The sequence below is a fragment of the Hyphomicrobium sp. B1 genome (assembly GCF_049532635.1).
Classification (GTDB): Bacteria; Pseudomonadota; Alphaproteobacteria; order Rhizobiales; family Hyphomicrobiaceae; genus Hyphomicrobium_B.
Window position 1 is genome coordinate 1325713 of the sequence record NZ_CP134871.1, and the last position, 21556, is coordinate 1347268.

Here is a 21556-nt window from a genome sequence, read left to right on the forward strand (position 1 = left end):
GCTCCGTGGCGCCCTAGCTGCGGTAGTCGGCGTTGATCGACACGTATTCGTGAGTCAGATCGCACGTCCAAACGCGCGCCGCCGCCTTACCGACGCCGACGTCGGCGCGAATGACGATCTCGGCATTCTTCATGTAGGCCGCAACCGTCTTTTCGTCATACTCTTCGGCGCGCTCGCCGTCGCGTGCGACGCAATGCGGACCAAACCAGATCGTCAGCTTATCGCGGTCTGCGGCTTCGCCCGATTTGCCGACCGCCATGACAACGCGGCCCCAGTTCGGGTCTTCGCCAGCAATCGCCGTCTTGAGGATCGGTGAGTTGGCGCAGGCCAGCGCAATGGTCCGCGCCGCATGCCAGGACTTCGCGCCGGTAATTTCGAACGTCACGAACTTCGAGGCGCCTTCGCCGTCCTTCGCGACCTGGATCGCGAGATCGCGCATCAAATCGTGAAGCGCCTCCGAAAACGCCTGCAGTTTTTTCGAATTCGCCTTCGTCACAGGCTTCTGCCCGCGCGTCTCTGCGGCGCCCGTCGCAAACATCAGGCAGGTATCGCTGGTCGACGTATCGCCATCGACCGTCATGCAGTTGAAGGTCGTCTGGGCATGCTCTGCCAGGAGTTCCTGTAATGCATCGGAAGAAATGGCGGCGTCTGTGAAAATGAAACACAGCATCGTCGCCATGTCGGGAGCGATCATGCCCGCGCCCTTGCAGAAGCCATTGATCGTTACCTCGACGTCACCAATGAGCGCGGTCCGCGTCGCAAGCTTCGGATAGGTGTCCGTCGTCATGATCGCGCGCGCTGCCGCCTCGAAAGCGTCAGGCTCGGCGCGCTTGGCAAGATCGGCGAGAAGATGGGCGAACTTTTCTGCGTCCAGCGGTTCGCCGATGACGCCTGTCGATGCAACGAAAACTTCGTGCGGCTTGCATGCGACTGCGTCGGCGGCATGCGCGACGGTGACGTCGACAGCCTCGGCGCCCTTCTTGCCGGTGAAGGCGTTGGCGTTTCCAGAGTTGACGACCAGCGCCCGCGCCGTGCCTTTCTTCAGATGCTTACGACACGCAAGCACCGGTGCGGACGCCGTTTTCGATTGCGTCAGCACGCCCGCGACCGAGGTTCCCTCGGCAAGCACGGTGAGCAGGAGGTCGGTGCGGTTCTTATAGCGAATGCCCGCTTCGGCGGTCGCAAACGCGACGCCCTCGATGACAGGCAGTTTTGCAAGACTTGCGGGCGCGAACGGGGAAACGCTCGTGACTTTGCCCATGAGGGAACCTCCAGCTGAGTAAGAGGCTCCCTGAAACAGATCGGGCTGCCATAATCAAGCAGCCCGTCTGAATTCTTTTCGGTGATCGAAGCGGTTAAGGCTTCGGCGCGTCCTGCGGCGGCGTATCGACCGCCTTCGGTTGCGATTGCTTCTGGATCATGGCTTGCCGCTCGTCGATCGCCTTCTTGATTTCCGGATCGACGACATCGACTTTCGCGCCCGACCGCAGCGAGACGGCTGTTTGCTGCGCCTTCCGGAGCAGCAGTGACTGGATGATGCGATCCTTGACGATGTCGAACGCTGGCGGCTGCTTAACGCGGCGATCCTCAAGTTTGACGAGATGCCAACCGAACTGGGTCTTCACCGGGTCCGAAACCTCGCCCTTCTTGAGCTTGAAGACGACTTCTTCAAACTGCGGCACCATCTGCCCGTGGCCAAAGTAACCGAGGTTGCCGCCATCGTCTTTCGAGCCCGGATCTTTCGAGTTTTCTTTGGCGAGCTGGGCAAAGTCGGCGCCCTTGTCGATTTTTTCCTTCAAAGCTTTGGCTTCTGCTTCGGTATCAACAAGAATATGCCGTGCCGATACTTCCTCTTCCGGCTTTAAAAGCTTGACTTGCTCATCGTAGATCTTGCGCGCGTCGGCGTCAGTCACGCCCGTCTTGATGACTTTTTCGAAATAAAGCTCACGCAGCGCACGGCGCTTCAGGTATGTGAGGCGGGTCTGGAAATCAGCCGACTGGTCAAGCTTGTCCTTCTCGGCAGCCTCGGCAAAGAGCTGGTTGTCGATGAGGAATTCGAGCAGAGATGCCCGCTTTTGCGGCCCCGGCATCGTGCCCATATCGGAGCCGATTTCGCTTTCCGCGACCGCCAGATCGCCTTCCGTGATCGGTTTTCCGTCAATCGTTGCAATGACTTTATCCGGCGATGCCGGCGCTTTGTCGTCGGCCGCGGCTGCCAGCGGCAAAGCTGCGCCTGCGAGCGCGAATGTGAAAATAGCCAGGGCAATGCGCTTCATCGGCGTTGGGCTCCGCTGTGGGTTTGAAGTCGAAATAATGGGCCGTCTCATAAGCTCATTCAGGCACGACGGCGTAACCGCACGCGGGCGGCCAATAAGCGCGCCTCGATAGCGGTCCGGAGGCCGAAAACCAAGTTAAAAGTTGGGAGGGTGCCAGGAAATCGCCATCCTCTGCCATCGCGCACAGAACATTGACAGTCAGGGGGGCGAGTTCTTATGTCTCCCGCTAATCGGATCGGGTCTTGAGCCCATCACGACCGCGCGTTTAGCAGCGCCGAGGGAATGTTGACGCAGGCGTGGCGGGGCACCCCTTGCCGCGCATTTTTTGCTGAATGCTGCCCGGCGCTTGAAACTGAGCCTGGTCGCGCGCCTGCGTGGCCAACACGAATTTTGTAGGGACGGAACTTAAAGATGCTCTCGTTCGGTGGTCTCGCTTCGAAAATCTTTGGCTCTTCCAACGAGCGGAGGGTCAAAGGCTTTCGCTCGCGAGTCGCAGCGATCAACGCCCTCGAACCGGAGCTGCAGAATCTTTCGGACGAGGAGCTTCGCGCCCGCACCGAAATGTTCCGCAAGCAGCTTGCCGAAGGCGCATCACTCGACGATCTTCTGGTCCCCGCGTTTGCAACGGTTCGCGAAGCTGCCAAACGAACGCTCGGTCAGCGCCACTTCGACGTCCAGCTGATCGGCGGTATGGTGCTTCACCAGGGCGACATCGCCGAAATGAAGACCGGCGAAGGTAAGACGCTCGTCGCGACTGCCCCAGTTTACCTCAACGCTCTGGCGGGCAAAGGCGTCCACGTCGTCACCGTCAACGATTACCTCGCCAAGCGCGACGCTGACTGGATGGGTCAGGTCTATCGCTTCCTCGGGCTTACTGTCGGTGTCATCATCCATGACATGTCGGACGAGGATCGCAAGGCCGCTTACGCCTGCGATGTGACATACGCCACCAACAACGAACTCGGCTTCGACTATCTTCGTGACAACATGAAGATGAACTATTCCGAGATGGTTCAGCGCGGCCATGGCTACGCCATCGTCGACGAAGTCGACTCGATCCTGATCGACGAGGCGCGCACGCCGCTGATTATCTCCGGGCCGCTCGAAGACCGCGCCGACCTTTATCAGTCGATCGACGAGCTGATGAAGCTCCTCGTGCCCGAAGACTTCGAACTCGATGAAAAGCAGCGCCAGGTTTCCTTTACGGAAGCCGGTAACGAAAAGATGGAGCGTGCGCTCGAAGACGCGGGCCTGCTCAAAGGCTCGCTCTACGACATCGACAACGTCACGCTCGTCCACCATCTCACGCAGGCGCTCAAAGCCCACAAGCTGTTCCAGCGCGACAAGGATTACATCGTCAAAGGCGGCCAAGTCGTCATCATCGACGAATTCACCGGCCGCATGATGCCGGGCCGCCGTTACTCGGAAGGTCTGCATCAGGCGCTCGAAGCCAAGGAGCACGTCGAGGTTCAGCCCGAGAACCAGACGCTGGCGTCGATCACCTTCCAGAACTACTTCCGCCTCTACAAGAAGCTCGCCGGCATGACCGGCACGGCGATGACGGAAGCCTCCGAATTCCTCGACATATACGGCCTCGAAGTCATCGAAATCCCGACCAACCTTCCCGTCAGCCGTCTCGACGAGGACGACGAGATCTATCGCACGCAGCGCGAGAAACTTGCAGCGATCGTCCAGTCCATCGCCGAAGCCATGAGCCGCGGTCAGCCGATTCTCGTCGGCACGACGTCGATCGAGCGCTCAGAGCAGCTTTCCGAGCTTCTGAAAGACAAGAAGTACATCAAGGGTCTCGCTAAGCAGCTCGAGGAGCAGGCCGCCAGCCTGAAGCCGGGCAAGGAAGAAGAGCTGCGCAAGCACTTCACCGATATGGCGGCACTGCTGACGAGGCTCGTCAACGACGCCAAGGGCAACGAGTATCCCATCCCGCATCAGGTGTTGAACGCTCGCTATCACGAGCAGGAAGCCAACATCGTTGCGCAAGCCGGTCAGCCCGGCGCCGTCACGATCGCCACCAACATGGCCGGTCGCGGCACCGACATTCAGCTCGGTGGCAATGCCGAATTCCGTCTTCGCGATTGGATCGCAGAGGAAACGGCGAAGGGCACGCCGCCAGATGAATCGGCGATCTCGGCGAAGCGCGATGAGCTTGTTGCCGACGTTGCCGACAAGAAGAAAAAAGCGCTTGAAGCGGGCGGCCTCTACGTCCTTGCGACCGAGCGCCATGAAAGCCGCCGCATCGACAATCAGCTGCGCGGCCGCTCGGGCCGTCAGGGTGACCCTGGCCGTTCGAAGTTCTACCTCGCGCTCGATGACGATCTGATGCGCATCTTCGGCTCGCAGCGCATGGACAAGGTGCTGCAGACGCTCGGCCTCAAAGAAGGCGAGGCGATCACGCACCCTTGGATGAATAAGTCGCTCGAAACCGCGCAGAAAAAGGTTGAGCAGCGCAACTTCGACATCCGCAAGCAGATTCTGAAATACGACGACGTGATGAACGACCAGCGCAAGGTCATCTTCGAGCAGCGTCTCGACATCATGGGCCAAGAGGACGTTTCGGAAACCGTCCACGAAATGCGCAACGAGCTAATCGACGTGCTTGTTACGCGCTTCATCCCGCCGGCTGCCTACGCTGAGCAGTGGGACGTGAAGGGCCTCATCGAGCAGGTCAACGCCATCTACGGCATTGAGCTTCCGATCGAAGCCTGGGCGGCCGAGGAAGGTATTGCCGACGAAGAAATCGGCGAGCGCATCAAGGCCGCGGTTGACGCCAAGGTTGAGGCCAAGACCCAGGAGATGGGGCCGGAGCTTTATCGTCAAATCGAAAAGATGGTTCTGCTGCAGACGCTCGATCATCTCTGGCGCGAGCATCTCGTTACGCTCGAGCATTTGCGCCAAGTGATTGGCTTCCGTGCTTACGGCCAGCGCGATCCGCTGAACGAGTATAAGTCCGAAGCGTTCATCCTCTTCGAGAACATGCTTGGCCACCTGCGCGAAAACGTGACGGGTCAGCTCATGCACGTGGAGTTGGCGCCGCCTGAAGACCAGCCGATGCTGCAGCCATACGAACTGCCGCCGATGGAAGCGCACCACATGGATGCATCGTCGGGCTATGACGATTTCGTCGAGCGCGATCCTGAGCTAGCGATGGCCGACGCCGCGATTGCAGGCGCCCGCGCTCGTCGCGATACGCTGCCTGAGCCCGAGAAGCGCGCCCCGCTCCAGAGCCGCCGCAGCGATGGCGCCGTCGATCCGAACGATCCCGCCACCTGGGGCCGCGTCTCGCGCAATGCACTCTGCCCGTGCGGCTCAGGCAAGAAATACAAGCACTGCCACGGCAAGATGGACTGACGAGCAATCCCTTTTTGCGAGATAGCTCGCCTTGAGCGGCGATGCGATATGAGAGTTTAGCGCGCGTCGTCACCGGGTGATCGAAGGATCGCACGGTGTTTGCGGAGGCGATCCGCTTTTTCTGCGCGCAGCGGTCCGTCGCCGTCTTCGCCCTTCATGAGTTGGACAAAGATCACGACGGCGGCTGCAACCTGGAAACCCAGAACGATCTGCAGGGGGAGCAAGTTCATCGGCGTCTCTCCGTTTGTGTCAAACAAACGGCGGGCGAGGCACCGTGTTCCGGACAGGGACACGAATGGCTGTGGACAAACAACTCGCAGGAATCCGCCCAGGACGAAATTACCAGGGCTAAATTAATTGACGCCTGGTGAAGCCGGTGCGAGTTTCGAAGGGAAAGCGGGCTAGCCTTCTAGCCGTTATGAGCTAGCCCATTTTTAGGCCCCGAAGATCAGTGCTCGTTTGTTTTTGCGGCGGCCTTCTCGGGAGCTTCGCTGGCCTCGCCATGGTGTCCGCCAGCGATGCGGTCGGAAAGCGCGAGCAGAACGCTCGAGACGACGAATACCAAGTGGATGATGACCAGCCACATCAGCTCCTTCTCGCGTTCGGGCGTAACCGTGCCGAGCGACATGAACTGACGCAGAAGCTGGACTGCAGAAATCGCCACGATCGACGACAGCATCTTGAGCTTTAGCGCCGAGAAGTCGATGGTGCCCATCCATTCCGGGCGATCGTCGTGGTTGGAGTGATCCATCCGCGAGACGAAGTTCTCGTAGCCGGAAAAGATCACGATAATCAGCAGCGACCCCGTCAGCGTCAGATCGACGAGCGTCAGCAGTCCAAGAATGACGTCCGACTCTGTTGACGTGAACGCACTCTCTGCGAGGTGCAGTAGCTCCATCAGGAATTTGATGAGCAGCACGAACAGCGAAATGGCTAAGCCGAAATAGAACGGTGCAAGCAGCCAGCGCGCGCTGAATAGCATGTTCTCCATAAATATCTCGACGCGCTTCACGACGCTCTTTTCAGCCATGCGTAGTCCTCGCTCCTGTGTCATCCGGTGAACCACGGGTGCGACGGCAAATGCTCATCGCACCCATTATGCAATGGTTATAAAGGCCAAGTAAGGCTTCAGGATAACGGGCGCAAGCGTTGGCCTTCGCAGCCGACTATCGGACGAGAGGCCACGAGAACATTGGTGGCGGGGTGTCGCTTTCGAGGCTCGTCTGGATTTGCGGAATAGGCGCCGACTTCGACGCGGCCGCTTGCGTCACGAGTTTCGGCATCACGGCCGTCGGCGGTGGCAGGCCGTTGAGCCATTGGTCCTGTTCTCGGATGGACGCCAGCGTCGGTTCGCAGACGTCCAGCGGCCCAGGCAGAGCGCCGCGAGGTGTCTCGCTGAAGATATACCGACCGCTACACACGCCGACCGACGGCGGCCGACGGGTCCGTTCGAACAGGTCGTAGCCGTCTTTGAGGTTGTTCCAGAACGCTTTCCACGGCGAGCCGCTTTGCGCGATCATGTTCTCGTTCGTCATGCGGAACGGCAGCACATGCACCGGCACGAGCGTCTCCCCCGCATCGATTGCCGCGAGCGTCAGCTGATGAATTTCTTCCGACACCGGATTCGTCATCGCAAAGCAGCCAACCGACGAGCATCCGCCGTGAATGAGGATGTCCGAGCCCGTGCGCGCCTGCGATTGGTCGAGAATGTTCGGATATCCGATGTCGATGGAAATCGGCCAGCGGCCGACATGACGAGCTTGTGAGCGCGAGACGGTGTAGAACCCTTCCGGCGCCTGCCGGTCGCCATCGCTCAATTTCGGCCCGAGCGTTCCCGACCAGTGGCAGATGGGATAGGTCGCAAACAGGATGAAGGGGCCATCCTTGCCCGTCTGCTTCCAGATCTCCAGTTCGGACTCGGCCTTGAAGATGCGGATCATGATGGGAGACGCAAGCGTCACGCCTTTGTCGCGCAGGCGTTCCTGCAGCACCGCGACGTTGGGCGTTCCGGGCAACGGCAACGCACCGGTCGCCGCAGCACGCTGTCGCTCGACCCGGTCCGGGGCAACGTCCTTAAGCTCGATTGTCAGCGCGTAAGCGTGCTGAACGCCGGCGAGGCTGAGCACCATCGCCGCGACAAGTCTGAGACGCGATAAATCGAACGACACCATAGAATTTGCGACCGGCTGACTCCTGCGCGAGCCGCACACTATCGCCGGTCAAGCGCGATTCTAAGTGACTTTGTGCAACACTCGGCCCGAGAAGTGAGGCTATGTACAGCTAGCTTTTAGCCTGCTCGGCTGTGCACTTGTCATCAATCGAATCATCCCCAGTCGAGCCGGCATCGCCGGGCGCGAACCGATAGGCGCCGTTGCAGACGCTGACCTTCGGTGGCCGCCCGTCTGCTTGGAATAGGTCATTTCCTTCTTTCAGGTTTTTCCAAAACGCGATGTTGGGATTGCCCGCATACCGCGCCATCGCCTCATCAGACATCCGGAATGGATAAACCTGCACCTGAAAGCGTTTTTGCCCGTTCTGCAGCGCCGCGGTGACGAGCTGCCAGATTTCCTGCATCTGCGCGTTCGTCATCGCAAAACAGCCGATGGACGCGCAGCCGCCGTGCACCATGATGAATGAACCCGTGCGTCCGTGGGACCGATCGAAGGCGTTCGGATAGCCAAGATTGAACGAGCGATACCAACTGCTGTTCGGATTGAGAGCCGTCTGGTCGACGGTATAAAATCCTTCCGGCGCCTGTACGTCGCCTTCGCGATGTTTCGGCCCGATCCGCCCCGACCACCGGCAGATCGGATAGGTCGCGAAGCGATGGAACTCACCGTCGCGCTGCATCCAAAGCTCCAGCTCGAATTCGCTCTTGAAGATCCGGACTAGGATCGGCGCGCCTTCTTTGACGCCGGCCTTCGCCAGCCGTTCCGGCAATTGCGCAAGATCGGGCTCGCCAGGCATCGGAAGGCCAAGGCTCCAACGCGTCAACCGCTGGCCGCGTTCATAGGCGATCAGCGCTCGGTCGCCATCCGGCAGTTTCGGCAGCCACGACGGCATCGTCGTGAACGCAGCGATCCCTGCCGCGAACAACGCCGCGACAAACAGAAAGATTTTCAAGGCACGTCTTTTGCGGGGCTTCTGCAACGTTGGCTCGCTTAACGTTTGGGACCGTTATCGAATGCCTCGCGGAGGCTCAGTTTGCGTTGGCGACCGGCGCCGTAACGGCGGCCGCCTGTGTGCTCTGACGCGCTTTCGCCTTGTTGATATCGGCCAGCGTCGGCTCGTTGTCGGGATCGGCAATCCCTTTCAACTTGTTACCATGCGCAACGTCAACCCCGTCAGGCTCTGGCAGCGGCTTGAACGCCGTCACGATTGGCCGTGCGAGCGGTGGGCAAGGGCCGGCCGGATCAGGACGGTTTCGCGACACCGCATCGACGACATAGCGCCGTTCGCAAACTGTGATGGCGGGCGGAATCCGGTACTTCTCGAAATAGTCGTAGCCCTGCTTCATGGTCTTCCAGAAGCCGTACCACTTGTTGTGCTTTTCTTTGGCCATCCGCGCGTCCGTCATCCGGAACGGATAAGCATGGAGCTGAAAGCTCGGCTGCCCGGCCTTCAAGGCTTCGCGCGTCAGTCCGTAAATCTCTTCCATCAACGCGTCGGTCATGGCGTAGCAGCCCGCCGACCGGCAATTGCCATGCACCATGACGGAATCACCCGTCCGGCCCCACGACTTGTCGTAGGCGTTTGGATAGCCAAGGTTGAACGACAGATAATACTTGGAGTTCGGATTCATCAGAGCCGGCGTGATGGTATAGAAGCCTTCCGGCGCTTGTCGGTCGGCATAACGCTCCTTCGGCCCGATGGCGCCTGACCAATTGCAGATCGGATAGGTCTTGAAATGGTAGAAGCGCCCGTCGTCCCGCTGCTTCCAGACCTCAAGCTCTGACTCTTCCTTGAAAACCCGGATGAAAACCGGCGAGCCCGGCTGCATTCCTTTTTTCGCGAGAAGCGCCAGCGTGTCCTTGGACAGCGGCACGTCGGCGGGCGGCGGAATCGTTGGCGTATTCGAGCATGCGCTAAGCGTCACGGTGGCGATGATAATCGCCAGCCGCATAACCATCCGTAGCGCCGAACCGATGCTGGTCCCCACCAATGCCCCGTTCCCGTTCCGATTGACGTCCCCGCCGCTGCAATCAGGCGGACCATACGCACAAAGAACTCGAACGCCTTAGTGAGATTTGAACGATGGTCAGTCAACTCAAGTATCGTGTCGAAATGCGGCGTGCTGGGGGCGCCGCACCGGCGTTGCCTAATAGCCTCACAAACTAGCGACCGATCGACAGAAAGCGGTCGTGGCGCTGCGCGCGAATATCATCGGACGACTTTCCGTCGAACTCCGAGAGCATCCGCGCAATGGCATTGCCGGTGGAAATGATCACCGATTCGCGGTCGCGATGCGCCCCGCCGGTCGGTTCTTTCACGATGGCATCAATGACGCCCAATTGGTCGAGGTCCTGCGCCGTGATCTTCATATTGGTCGCGGCTTCTTCTTTTTTGTTGCTGTCGCGCCAGATGATCGACGCCGCGCCTTCCGGCGAGATGACAGAATAGATCGCGTGCTCCAGCATCAGGATCCGGTTCGCCGTCGCAATGGCAATTGCGCCGCCCGAACCGCCCTCGCCGACGATGACGGCGACAATCGGCACGCCGAGCCGCAGGCAGCATTCGGTCGAACGCGCGATGGCTTCCGCTTGGCCGCGCTCTTCGGCGCCGATGCCGGGATAGGCGCCCGGCGTATCGACGAACGTGATGATCGGCAGGTTGAAGCGGTCTGCGAGTTCCATTAACCGCACGGCCTTGCGATAGCCCTCAGGCCGCGCCATGCCGAAGTTGTGCTTGATACGCTGTTCGGTATCGGCGCCCTTCTCGTGTCCAAGCACCACAACCGAACGGTTGCGGAATTTGCCGATGCCGCCGACGATGGCTTCGTCCTCGGCGAAATAGCGATCACCTGCGAGCGGCGTGAAATCTTCGATGAGGCCGCCGATGAAATCCAGCGCGTGCGGCCGTTCCGGATGGCGCGCAACGAGCGTCTTCTGCCACGGCGTCAGCTTCGCATAGGTATCAGCAAGCGCTGCTTTCGCTTTTTGCTCAAGCTTCGTGATTTCGTCCGTGATCTGCGGACCCTTGCCGTCCGTCTGCAAGGCCTTCAGTTCGGCAACCTTGTTTTCGAGCTCAAGAATCGGCTTCTCGAAATCGAGATAGGTACGCAATGCGGTGGTAGCGTTCACTGAAAGCTTTCCTGCCTGTGCAACTGAAGCGTGCGCCCTCGCCGCTTCACGCGCGACATTCGCCATGGCTGGCTCCGGGTGTCAAGGCGACAGACCTTCCCGACCGCTGCTTAGGCGTAACCGGCGTTGTGAATGCTTAACTTTCGCCTTCCGAGAGCCGCCTGACAATAGGCGCAACGGCGAACATAAGGGCCGCCGCCGCCGCAACCAAGCCGGCCTGCGCCAGGAACGAAAGCGCGAGCGCATCCGGGTCGCTGGTCGTGAAGGCGCCGCCGATGTCGCCCGCAATTTTATCGCCGAATGCCGTCGCAAGGAACCAGAGCCCGAGCACCTGTCCGGACATTTTTTGCGGCGCAATCCGCGTCATCGTCGAAAGTCCGACCGGGCTCAGCATCAGCTCGCCAACCGTAAACAGGAAATAGAGACCGAGCAGCCACATCGGCGACACGCGCCCGTCGGCGGCATAGTTGGCGGCCGGAACCATCAGCAGGAAAGACGCGGCAAGAAACGTTAGTCCAAGCCCGAATTTGACGGGCGAGGACGGCTGATGCGCGCCAAGCCGCATCCAGAGCGCCGCGACGAACGGCGTCAGCATAATGACGAAGATCGGATTGGCGGACTGGAACCAGGACGACGGGAAAGGCATGCCGATGAATTCGTTGCGCGTCAGCGTATCGGCAAAAAGCGAGAGTGTCGTACCGGCCTGCTCGAAAATGGCCCAGAAAATCATGGCGGCGAGAAAGTAGACGCCGACCGCGGCCATGCGATGCGCATCGGCGTTCCGACGTGTCGCACCGTAAGCAATGCCGACCAAAGGAATGATGATGAAGAACCAGCGGAGCCAGCGGAAGCCATTGACATCGGAAAGAAACGCCAATGCTAGCAAGCCAAGGGTTACAGCCGCCATATACCCCGCCTGCTGGCGGAAAGAGGATGATGTTTCACTGGCGACCACGCCGGGGTCTTTGAGATGGCGCATGTTCCGCGCAAACAGGACCATCGAGATGGTCATGCCGACGCCGGCAGCACCGAAGCCCCAATGCCAGCTTTGCGTCGGGTCGAAACCCATCGCCGAAAGCCAGTCCTTGAAGACGCTGCTCTGGGCCAAAAAGCCGGTGACGAGCGGAGCCAGGAACGCGCCGACGTTGATGCCCATATAGAACAGCGAGAACCCCGCATCGCGGCGGTCATCGTCCCGGCTGTAGAGCGCGCCGACGAGGGCCGAGATGTTCGGCTTGAAAAGCCCCGTTCCGATCGCGATAAGGGCCAGGCCGATATAGAACGTCGTCAGCGATGGCCACGCCAGCGCGTAATGTCCGGCTGCGATCGTCGTTCCGCCGATCAGCACGGAACGCTTCGCCCCGATGATGCGATCGGCGATAAAGCCGCCGGGCAAAGCCAGCAGATAGACCGCCATGCCATACGTACCGTAGATGCTTCCGGCTGATGGCGTCGGGAAGCCGAGGCCGCCTTGCGATACCGGCGCGACCATGAACAGCACGAGCAGAGCGCGCATGCCGTAATAAGAAAAACGCTCCCAAAGCTCGGTAAAATAGAGGGTTGAGAGCCCCTGTGGATGTGAACCGAGTCCAAGCCACGAGCCGCGCGCGGCCGGTAGGATTGATGCCAGAAATCCGGCGGGAGCGCCCTGGTTGTTATGCGACGACATCAAGCGCCTTTCGCAACGCTCGTCATTGTGCCGGTTCGCTCAGGGGGCGCCGTGGCGACCATGGTCGGCATCGGTCTTCGAATGGCCGGACGGAATTTTCTGATGTCCATCGGTCCGCTCCCGTTCGCAAAATAGCACCCTCGCTTTGCTCGTGCCCCCCGTGCGTGGCGCCGCGATCCCGTTATGACGGCGTCAAGCACGTTTGCGCGCGCCGACGTCTGGAAACGCCACGGCAGGACGCGATCAGCGTTTATAGAAGATCTGCGCGCGATCGCTACGGTTGATACCAGTGGCGAAAAACGTGTCGCGGGTTTCGACGCTGACGCAGCGGCACGATGGCAGGTCCGGTCGAGGCGGCTCACTGGCGTCTCCCATGCGGTCGGCGCTTTAAGGCATTAGAGCCCTGGCGCGCTACGTCTTGTTCTTGGCGAGCGGGTGATGCGCATTGACGAGCGCTTTCAGTCGCTCTTGCAACACATGCGTATAGATCTCCGTGGTCGAAATGTCAGCATGGCCGAGCAGTTGCTGAACCGCGCGCAGGTCCGCGCCGCGGTCGAGCAGGTGACTCGCGAACGCGTGGCGCAGGACATGAGGTGAAACGCGTTCGGCCGCGATATCCGCCGCGATGGCGACATCCTTCAGGTCCTGTGCGAAACCTTGCCGCGTCACATGTCCGAGCGCCGCCTTCGAAGGAAACAGCCACTCGGAATTATCGAACCGGCCGGATACGCCGAGGAAGGCGTCCAGCGCTTCGCGCGCGGTGGCGTTCAAGGGCACCATCCGTTCTCGTCCGCCTTTACCCTTGATGGTTAGAACGCGCGTATCGCCGCGAAGCACGCTCCGTGGCAGGCCCACAAGCTCCGAGACGCGCATTCCGGTCGCGTAAAGAAGCTCGAGCAAGCAGTGAAACCGCAGTGCGCGAAATAAGGCATGCCCTTCCACACCATCGCATTGCTTCTGCGAGGTCTCCAGCAGTCTGTCGACCTCGGCGATGCTCAGGACCTTCGGCAGCGCGCGCTGTTTTTTGGGACCTTGCAGTCCGGATGTCGGATCGAGTGCAATAGCGTCTTCGGCCAGAAGAAACCGATAGAATTGCTTGATGGCCGAAAGCCGCCGCGCCCGCGACGTCGGCGCTTGTCCTTCGCTGGCCAGATGGCCGAGATAGGCTTGAACGTCGTCCGAGGTCGCATTTCTCGGCATAACGCCCCGGCTTGGCAAGAAACTGAGGAAGCCTTCAAGATCGGCGGCATAAGCCTCAATCGTGTTGGGTGAAGCGCCACGCTCGGCCGACAGCATCGCGAGAAAATCCGCGACGTCGGTATCGCGCACCGCGGTAGACGTCATGACCGCCCCTCAATTCGTCTCGGTACGCGGCCATGTCGGCAGCAGGGCTTCGAGCCCGAGGCGGCGCGCGTCGGCCTCAAGTCCGGCGCGCTTCAATGCCCGGATGCTGTCGCCGAGCGCGATCAGATTGGCGTCGGCCGCGCCGTTCGGGCCGAGCGCCTTCATGACGAGCAGCACCGTATGGCCGAATTCCTGTTTCTTCGAAGCGATCTGCAACTCGGTCAGCACGCCGGTTTCGGGAAGATAGCCGCCCGTCGGCTGTGAAATCGTATTGGCCGCCTGCCAGAGTGGAATGGGCACGAGGTAATCGAGCGCTTCCATCACGGTCGTCAGCCGATATAGAGCCGCAGGCGGAAACCGTCCGTTGGCGGCGTAATTTTCCAGCGCGGAGAAGCTTTGCCCTCGGTTCGGATCATGCGGATCGGCGATGTCGATCAGTGCCCGCCAGTGGCCGAGACCCGGTCCGCCCGACTGATCCGCGATCTGAATCCAGTTACGCGACATGTCGAAACGGCTCGACGCCAGCCCGATTTCGACGCCCGTTTCGGCAAACCAGCTCACTTCCGGAGCCGGTTGCAGATCTGCCGTTGCCTGCGCGATCATTTGCGCGCCGATCATGCCGAGGCCTTCGTGCTTCATGTCATCGAGAAAGGCACGAATGAGCCGTGCTTTGCGTGCCGGCGTTCGTTCGTCCTCGGCCGCCTTGAACAGCGCAGCGCGTCGCGCCACGCCTTGCGGACCACGGCCGCTTAACAAATCATCGGGCGGCATCTTCTCGGCATTGACGCGGTAGATCCCTGCCAGCATTTGCGGCGTCAGCGCATTGAGACGCGCCGCCGCTTCAGTTGCGGGAAATCCAAGATCGACGGGGGTTGAATGATCGGTAGCCAGCGCCACGAGCAGAGCCGGCTCGCCCTTTTCCAACACGAGTTTGTGCGGCAGCCCGCCGACCTTTTCGGCAATCCGATAGTCAAGCAGGGTGATTTGTTTGACGTGCGTGTAGCGCGGCTTGGACCCGATCGAGAATGCATCGAGCGCTTCGAGGCCGGGTGAGGTCTCGACTCCTTCCTCGCGCGCCATGTCGGCCGCCAGCCCCGCCGCCGACTTGTCGCCCTGAGATTCGGAGCAATATCCAGCCATCAGGATGACTTGGCCTTTGAGGCGCGCTGGAATCTCACCCTTCAGCTTGGCCGATTGCGCAACCAGTTGGCATGCCTTGTCCGGATGCCCCGCAGCCAGCTCGTTGCGGGCTTCGAGCGACACCAGCAGCGGATTGTCCCCCGGCGGTTGCTTTGCGATTTCGGCCGCGGCGGCGCGCGCCAAGCCCGAGCGGTAGAGCGCTTCGAGTCGGAGCGCCATAAAGTTGGAGTTCGAGCCATCGCCCGACGGCGACGTAATGAGCCTTTTCCAAAGATCGTGCAAAACGGGCGAGCGCGGCGGAATTTCAATCGTTGCGATCAGCTTTTCCAACGCGGCGACGTCCATGCCCCCCCAAAGCTCGTACGGCAGTCCTGAGCCGTCGTTCGACATCACGGGAGCGAGACTGCCCTTGTCCACGGCCGGCGGAATAGCATCGCGCATCACCGAATTGCCCGAACCCGAGCCAGACGACCGGCTTGGGCTGGACGGGAAGCCGGGCATGGAACCGGAATTTCCGCCGCTACCGGAGGGCCGCGACCACATATCGTCGTCCCCGCCGCCAGAGGGCGAGCCCAGCGGCTGAAGATAGCTGCGCTTGTCAGGTGGAGGTGAATAAGCATCGTCGTGCGCCGGCTTTTTCCGGCTGCTCGTCGCTGGCGCGGCATAGGAATCGTCTTGCGCGCTTGCCGGCAGCGCGGCGGCAATAGCGATCGGCAAAAAACCGGCAAGCACAACGCTGCGCGCCGCCGCTATCGTCTTTCGGTGTGTATGCACCATGGCTCTACCGCCGGATTTTCACGTCTGGCACGGGCTTGCTGATCATCTGCTGCTCCGGCTCGAAGCGTGTCGCGAGCACATAGAGACCGCCGAAAACCGCGGCCGCGAATGCGCAAAGTACGAACAATAGCCGGAAAAGGCTCGGCATTTCTTTACCCCGTTCCGGCCTTTAGGTGAGCACCCTTGATGGCGTGATTATGACTCGGATTGGCATTTTAACGGAACCCCCCTTGCGTCGAAACGGCGTCTGTTTCCGATCCACGGCAGGCCTGAAGTATGGTTCCAATTTGCGAACGATTTTGGTTCATGGCATGAGGGCGCGGAAATGACCTTTCCGCTACGAGACAGTCTGCCCGAAGCTAACCGATTCGCCGTTGATATCGGCGTCGAGACCCCCATGACGGAAGCGGAAGCCATAGACCTTGCGAAGAAGCGCATCGGCAAGCGCCCGATTGTGCTCGTCGGCCTTATGGGTTGCGGCAAGTCGTCGGTCGGCAAGCGCCTGGCGTTTAAGCTCAGTCTGCCGTTCGTCGATGCCGACGAAGAAATCGAGCGCGCGGCCGCCAAGACGATCAACGATATTTTCACCGACCACGGCGAAGACCATTTCCGGGATGGCGAGCGCAAGGTCATCGCCCGCCTGCTTGGCAACGGCGCGCAGGTGCTTGCAACCGGCGGCGGTGCCTTCATTCACGCTGAAACTCGCAAACGCGTTAAGGACACCGCTTTTTCCATCTGGTTGCGTGCCGAATTGCCCGTACTGATGCGCCGTGTCATGAAGCGTGACACCCGGCCCCTGCTGCGCGGTGGCAATCCGGAAGCCACGATGCAGAAGTTGATTGAAGCGCGTTACCCGATTTATGCAGAAGCCGATATGACAGTCGAAAGCCGCGACGAACCACACGACATCATCGTCAACGAAATCATCACCCGGCTCGCGACCGGCGCAGACGGCGCGCCGCCTACGACGCTTGAGGCTAACCCCTCCAAGACCGTTCATGTCGAGCTGGGCGACCGCTCTTACGATGTTTTGATCACGCGCGGCGTTCTTCGCGACGCTGGCGCGCTCATCAAGGCGCGCTTTGGCCCCGTCAAATGCGGCGTCGTGACGGACGAGAACGTGGCGCGCTACCATCTTACGACGCTTGAAAATAGCCTCAAGGCTGAGGGCCTGTTCGCCGGTTCGGTCGTCATGAAACCGGGCGAGGCGACGAAGAGCTTTCGCAACCTCGCAGACCTGTCCGAGCGTCTCCTGGAGCTTGGCCTCGAACGCGGCGACCTTGTTGTGCCATTTGGTGGGGGTGTGATCGGCGATCTCGCGGGCTTTGCCGCTGGCATCCTGCGCCGCGGCGTCCGCTTCGTTCAGATTCCGACGTCGCTTCTCGCGCAAGTCGATAGCTCCGTTGGCGGCAAGACCGGCATCAACACGCCGCAAGGCAAGAACCTCATCGGCGTTTTCCATCAGCCGAGCCTCGTCATCGCCGATACGTCCGTGCTGAGCACGCTACCCGCGCGCGAGATGCGAGCCGGATACGCCGAGGTCGCCAAGTATGGCCTTCTCGGTGACGCCGAGTTCTTCTCCTGGCTTGAGGCGCATTGGCAGTCGGTCTTCGGCAACAACGGTCCGGCGTTGACGACGGCCATCGAAACGAGCGTGGCCGCCAAGGCCGCCATCGTCGCCCGCGACGAAACGGAGACCGGCGACCGCGCGCTCCTCAACCTTGGGCACACGTTCGGTCACGCATTGGAAGCGTGGACTGGTTACTCCGACCGCCTGCTGCACGGCGAAGGCGTGGCCATTGGCATGTGCATGGCTTTTCGTCTGTCAGAAGAGCTGGGTCTTTGTCCCGCCGGCACGAGCGCCCGCGTCACCAACCATCTGAAAGCCGTCGGCCTACCGACGCGGATCGCCGATATTCCCGGCGGCAAGGCCGATGCTACAGAATTGTTGCGCCTGATGGGCCAGGACAAGAAAGTTAAAGCCGGGAAGCTGACGTTCATTCTTGTTCGTGACATCGGTCAGGCTTTCGTCACTCGCGACGTCGCACCGGAAACCGTGCTGGCCTTCCTCGGCCGGGAAATCAGTCTATAGAGCATATTAAGTCTCTGCCCTGCATCTGTGCTAGATTGCTGCCTCCCCTGGGCAGGAATAGCGGACACCATTACCCCCGATGACCGTAATCATAAGCTTTCTGGCAATCCTTTTGCTGATTGTTCTGTCGGCGTTTTTTAACGTCAGCGAGACCGCGCTGACGGCAGCGTCGCGGGCACGCATGCATGCGCTCGAAGAAGACGGCAACGTTCCGGCCGCCCTCGTCAATAAGGTGCTGTCGCGCCCCGAAAAGATGATCGGCACAGTCCTGCTCGGCAATACGCTCGTCGACGTGCTGGCTGCAGCCCTTGCCTCCAACATCGCCGTGCATCTTTACGGCCAGGTCGGCGTCGCCTACGCGACAGCCATCATCACGATCCTGATCGTTATCTTTGCTGCCGTGCTTCCGAAGACGTACGCGCTCGCATATGCCGATCGCGTCGCGCTTGTCGTTGCGCCGCCCATGCAGGGCCTGATCTACGTTCTGACGCCCTTCACCAAAGCCATAGAATTCATCGTCCGCCACATCCTGATCCTGACGCCAGGCAAAGCCGACGATGCCGCCAATATTCTCGCTGCGCACGAAGAGATCCGCGGCACGATCGATTTGCAGGCAAAGGAGGGGACCGTCGCCAAGGGTGACGCCGAAATGCTCGGCGGCGTTCTGGATTTGCGCGATCTCCAAGTCGCCGACATCATGGTTCACCGTACCAAGATGGAAACCATCGACATCGACGAGCCGCCCGCGAAAATTCTCGATCAGTTGATGCGCTCGCAATATACGCGTGTGCCGCTGTGGAAAGACGAGCCGGAGAATATCGTCGGCGTTCTGCACACCAAGGATCTTCTGTTGGCCCTGTCGCGCCACGGATGGGATCCCGAGAAGCTCGATATCATGAAGTCAGCGTCCGAGCCCTGGTTCGTTCCGGACACCACGACGCTGAAAGACCAGCTCAACCAGTTTCTGAAAAAGAAGATTCAGATGGCCCTCGTCGTCGACGAATACGGCGAAGTGCAGGGCCTGATCACGCTCGAAGACATTCTGGAAGAGATCGTCGGCCAGATCACCGACGAGCACGACAATCCCGATAGCCATATCCGCATGCAATCGGACGGCACCGTCAACGTTGACGGCACCGTTGCAATTCGCGATCTCAATCGCCATTTAGATTGGGATCTTCCCGACGATGAAGCGACGACGGTTGCGGGTCTCGTGATCCACGAGGCGCAAACGATCCCGGAGCCAGGACAGGTGTTCACCTTCCACGGTTACAGGTTCGAGATTTTGCGTAAAAGCCGCAACCGGATCATGGCGATGCGCATCAAACCGATCGCATCGGCAACCCCGCCGAATTCAGGCTCGGCGTCCGCACGGCCGAGCGGCTGAAGCTTATTCAACCGTGTGAGGCAGCCGTTTTGGGGAGCGCTTCGCCCGGCGCGATGGTCGAAAGTGCGAGCGCGTGCACGCCGCCGGCAAGTTCGTCTTTGAGCAGATCATTCACAAGGCGATGCCGTTCGACGCGTGACTTGCCGGCAAACGCCTCGGAAACGACAAGAATTCTAAAGTGGCTCTCGCCCGTGCCCGGAGAATTGCGATGGCCCGCGTGGAGTTCGGACTCGTTGATAACGTCAAGCCGTGTCGGCTTGAGGGCGATCATGAGCTTTTCGCGAAGTCGGCCAGTAACGGACATCTTTTTCTCTCATGGTGTCTTTCGTGCTGCTTTGGTGCGATGGGGCACACGGACGAAAGGGCCTATTAATGGATTGACTGCACAGTCACGACGGAAATCAAGAGTTTTCTTGCCGCCTTGTTTCGGCGCGGCCTAACCCTCATAATTCATGCAATGAAACTGGAATCAAAATACTTCGACAGCATCCGCGTCTCTTCGAAGCGCCAGACGAGCGCCAAGAGGGAAACGCACGCGCCCGTGTGTCAGTGGAAAGGTTGCGACAAGCCCGGCGTACATAGGGCGCCAAAGGGCCGAGGCCGCGACGGCGAATATTTCCAGTTCTGCGTGGATCATGTCCGCCAGTACAATCAGGACTACAACTATTTCGACGGCATGAGCGACGCCGAGGTCAGCAATTTCCGCAAGGACGCCGCGACCGGCCATCGCCCGACCTGGAAGACCGGCGCCAACGCCTGGGCCCACGGCACGCGCGATGGCTCGCAAGACGCCGACGCTGCTGCCCGCGTCAAGGCAGGCACGCAGCGCATGAACCGCAAGGTCCGCTCGTCTCGGACGGCCACGGCGCCGACGTTTCAACGCCAGTTGAAGCCGCTTGAGCGCAAATCGCTGAAAGTCATGGATCTCGGCGAAGACGCGAGCCGTGAGGATATCAAGTCGCGCTTCAAGGAGCTGGTGAAAATTCACCATCCTGATGCGAACGGCGGCGATAGCAGGTCTGAGGAAAAGTTGCGTGAAATCCTCCAAGCCTATAACTATTTAAAGCAATCTGGCCTGGTCTAATCCTCCGAGCCTCTGAAGCAGGTGCACCCGCCGAGGTCGCCCCTGTTCGAGGCCTTAGCGGCAGCTGGGCGATTTGATCGGGAATCCAATGGAAATGCGCACGTCTACAAGCGCGAACGGCGCGGCTGCCGCCAATCTACCGGACATGAAGCTGTCCGTTCGCCAAGTTTTCGGGATCGATAGCGATCTTGAGGTGCCGGCCTATTCAAAGCCGGAAGACCATGTCCCGGAAATCGATCCAGATTATTTGTTCAATCGTGATGTCACCCTCGCGATCCTGGCGGGCTTCAAGCACAACCGCCGTGTGATGATCCAAGGCTATCACGGCACCGGCAAATCAACTCACATTGAGCAGGTCGCGGCGCGCCTCAACTGGCCGTGCGTGCGCGTCAACCTCGACAGCCACGTCTCGCGCATCGATCTCGTCGGCAAGGATGCCATAGTCCTGAAGGACGGCAAGCAGGTGACGGAATTCAAGGAAGGCATCCTTCCTTGGGCGCTGCAGAACAATATCGCGCTGGTGTTCGACGAATACGATGCCGGCCGCCCCGACGTCATGTTCGTCATCCAGCGCGTGCTCGAAGTCTCGGGCAAGCTGACATTGCTCGATCAGTCGAAGGTCATTCGTCCGCATCCGGCCTTCCGCCTGTTCGCAACGACGAACACGATCGGCTTAGGCGACACATCGGGCCTTTATCACGGCACGCAGCAAATCAACCAAGGTCAGATGGACCGGTGGTCGATCGTTGCGACGCTGAACTATCTTCCGCACGATGACGAAGCCCGGATCGTGCTGTCGAAGGTCAAATCATTCGCGAAGACCGACGCCAAACGCAAGCAGGTCTCGCACATGGTTCGCGTCGCGGACCTGACACGCTCGGCCTTCATCAATGGCGATCTGTCCACCGTGATGAGCCCGCGTACGGTCATCACCTGGGCCGAGAATGCAGATATCTTCGGTGATATCGGCTTTGCATTCCGCGTCACCTTCCTGAACAAGTGCGATGATCTCGAAAAGCCGCTCGTTGCGGAATTCTATCAGCGCTGCTTCGGCGAAGAGCTTCCAGAAAGCACGGCCAACGTCGCGCTGAGCTAATCTCTCCTCCCCCTCGTGGGGAGGG

General features: G+C 60.2%; 18 protein-coding genes. 5 read left to right on the plus strand and 13 right to left on the minus strand.

What is annotated here, in order from left to right:
• Nucleotides 1-13: 13 nt before the first annotated feature.
• Both argJ and RLW55_RS06500 read right to left on the minus strand, forming a co-directional pair.
• Nucleotides 14-1261 carry a bifunctional glutamate N-acetyltransferase/amino-acid acetyltransferase ArgJ gene (gene argJ, locus RLW55_RS06495; protein WP_423415935.1) on the minus strand — a complete coding sequence of 416 codons (1248 nt, stop codon included), beginning with the start codon at nt 1259-1261 and terminating at the stop codon, nt 14-16.
• Nucleotides 1262-1355: 94 nt separating this feature from the next.
• Nucleotides 1356-2276 carry a peptidylprolyl isomerase gene (locus RLW55_RS06500; protein WP_409561401.1) on the minus strand — a complete coding sequence of 307 codons (921 nt, stop codon included), beginning with the start codon at nt 2274-2276 and terminating at the stop codon, nt 1356-1358.
• 411 nt (nt 2277-2687) lie between these two features.
• On the opposite strand from RLW55_RS06500, the gene secA reads away from it, so the two are divergent.
• Nucleotides 2688-5642, plus strand: coding sequence for a preprotein translocase subunit SecA (gene secA, locus RLW55_RS06505; RefSeq protein ID WP_409561400.1), 2955 nt, complete (start codon nt 2688-2690; stop codon nt 5640-5642).
• A gap of 56 nt (nt 5643-5698) precedes the next feature.
• Here the strand turns inward: secA and RLW55_RS06510 are convergent, their stop codons facing one another.
• The 10 genes from RLW55_RS06510 to RLW55_RS06555 all read right to left on the minus strand — a co-directional run bounded on the left by RLW55_RS06510 (nt 5699) and on the right by RLW55_RS06555 (nt 16020).
• On the minus strand, nt 5699-5872 hold the full coding sequence (locus RLW55_RS06510) for a hypothetical protein (RefSeq protein WP_409561399.1): 174 nt from the start codon (nt 5870-5872) through the stop codon (nt 5699-5701).
• Between the two features lie 218 nt (nt 5873-6090).
• The gene (locus tag RLW55_RS06515; RefSeq protein ID WP_409561398.1) at nt 6091-6672 is read right to left on the minus strand and encodes a TIGR00645 family protein; all 582 of its coding nucleotides are present in this window, start codon (nt 6670-6672) and stop codon (nt 6091-6093) included.
• Between the two features lie 136 nt (nt 6673-6808).
• Nucleotides 6809-7813 carry a L,D-transpeptidase family protein gene (locus RLW55_RS06520; RefSeq protein ID WP_423415936.1) on the minus strand — a complete coding sequence of 335 codons (1005 nt, stop codon included), beginning with the start codon at nt 7811-7813 and terminating at the stop codon, nt 6809-6811.
• A 109-nt stretch (nt 7814-7922) separates the two neighbouring features.
• Nucleotides 7923-8765, minus strand: a complete 843-nt coding sequence (locus tag RLW55_RS06525; RefSeq protein ID WP_409561396.1) for a L,D-transpeptidase family protein — start codon at nt 8763-8765, stop codon at nt 7923-7925.
• A gap of 76 nt (nt 8766-8841) precedes the next feature.
• Nucleotides 8842-9801 (minus strand): L,D-transpeptidase family protein, encoded by a 960-nt coding sequence (locus tag RLW55_RS06530; RefSeq protein ID WP_423415937.1) that lies wholly within the window; start codon nt 9799-9801, stop codon nt 8842-8844.
• Between the two features lie 175 nt (nt 9802-9976).
• Nucleotides 9977-10924, minus strand: coding sequence for an acetyl-CoA carboxylase carboxyltransferase subunit alpha (locus tag RLW55_RS06535; RefSeq protein ID WP_024274928.1), 948 nt, complete (start codon nt 10922-10924; stop codon nt 9977-9979).
• 154 nt (nt 10925-11078) lie between these two features.
• Complete coding sequence (locus tag RLW55_RS06540) at nt 11079-12611, minus strand: peptide MFS transporter (protein WP_409561394.1); 1533 nt, start codon at nt 12609-12611, stop codon at nt 11079-11081.
• A 411-nt stretch (nt 12612-13022) separates the two neighbouring features.
• Nucleotides 13023-13955: a site-specific tyrosine recombinase XerD gene (locus RLW55_RS06545; RefSeq protein WP_414464183.1), complete on the minus strand. Its 933-nt coding sequence runs from the start codon at nt 13953-13955 to the stop codon at nt 13023-13025.
• A 9-nt stretch (nt 13956-13964) separates the two neighbouring features.
• Nucleotides 13965-15872: a hypothetical protein gene (locus RLW55_RS06550; protein ID WP_423415938.1), complete on the minus strand. Its 1908-nt coding sequence runs from the start codon at nt 15870-15872 to the stop codon at nt 13965-13967.
• Nucleotides 15873-15876: 4 nt separating this feature from the next.
• Nucleotides 15877-16020 carry a hypothetical protein gene (locus tag RLW55_RS06555; RefSeq protein WP_172636520.1) on the minus strand — a complete coding sequence of 48 codons (144 nt, stop codon included), beginning with the start codon at nt 16018-16020 and terminating at the stop codon, nt 15877-15879.
• Nucleotides 16021-16269: 249 nt separating this feature from the next.
• On the opposite strand from RLW55_RS06555, the gene aroB reads away from it, so the two are divergent.
• Nucleotides 16270-17964: a 3-dehydroquinate synthase gene (gene aroB, locus RLW55_RS06560; RefSeq protein WP_423415939.1), complete on the plus strand. Its 1695-nt coding sequence runs from the start codon at nt 16270-16272 to the stop codon at nt 17962-17964.
• 79 nt (nt 17965-18043) lie between these two features.
• Complete coding sequence (locus RLW55_RS06565; RefSeq protein WP_423415940.1) at nt 18044-19351, plus strand: HlyC/CorC family transporter; 1308 nt, start codon at nt 18044-18046, stop codon at nt 19349-19351.
• A gap of 7 nt (nt 19352-19358) precedes the next feature.
• Here the strand turns inward: RLW55_RS06565 and RLW55_RS06570 are convergent, their stop codons facing one another.
• Nucleotides 19359-19655, minus strand: coding sequence for a BolA family protein (locus RLW55_RS06570; RefSeq protein ID WP_409561389.1), 297 nt, complete (start codon nt 19653-19655; stop codon nt 19359-19361).
• A 153-nt stretch (nt 19656-19808) separates the two neighbouring features.
• On the opposite strand from RLW55_RS06570, the gene RLW55_RS06575 reads away from it, so the two are divergent.
• Nucleotides 19809-20435 (plus strand): J domain-containing protein, encoded by a 627-nt coding sequence (locus RLW55_RS06575; protein WP_414464180.1) that lies wholly within the window; start codon nt 19809-19811, stop codon nt 20433-20435.
• A gap of 94 nt (nt 20436-20529) precedes the next feature.
• The gene (gene cobS, locus RLW55_RS06580) at nt 20530-21531 is read left to right on the plus strand and encodes a cobaltochelatase subunit CobS (protein WP_024274921.1); all 1002 of its coding nucleotides are present in this window, start codon (nt 20530-20532) and stop codon (nt 21529-21531) included.
• Nucleotides 21532-21556: the final 25 nt, after the last annotated feature.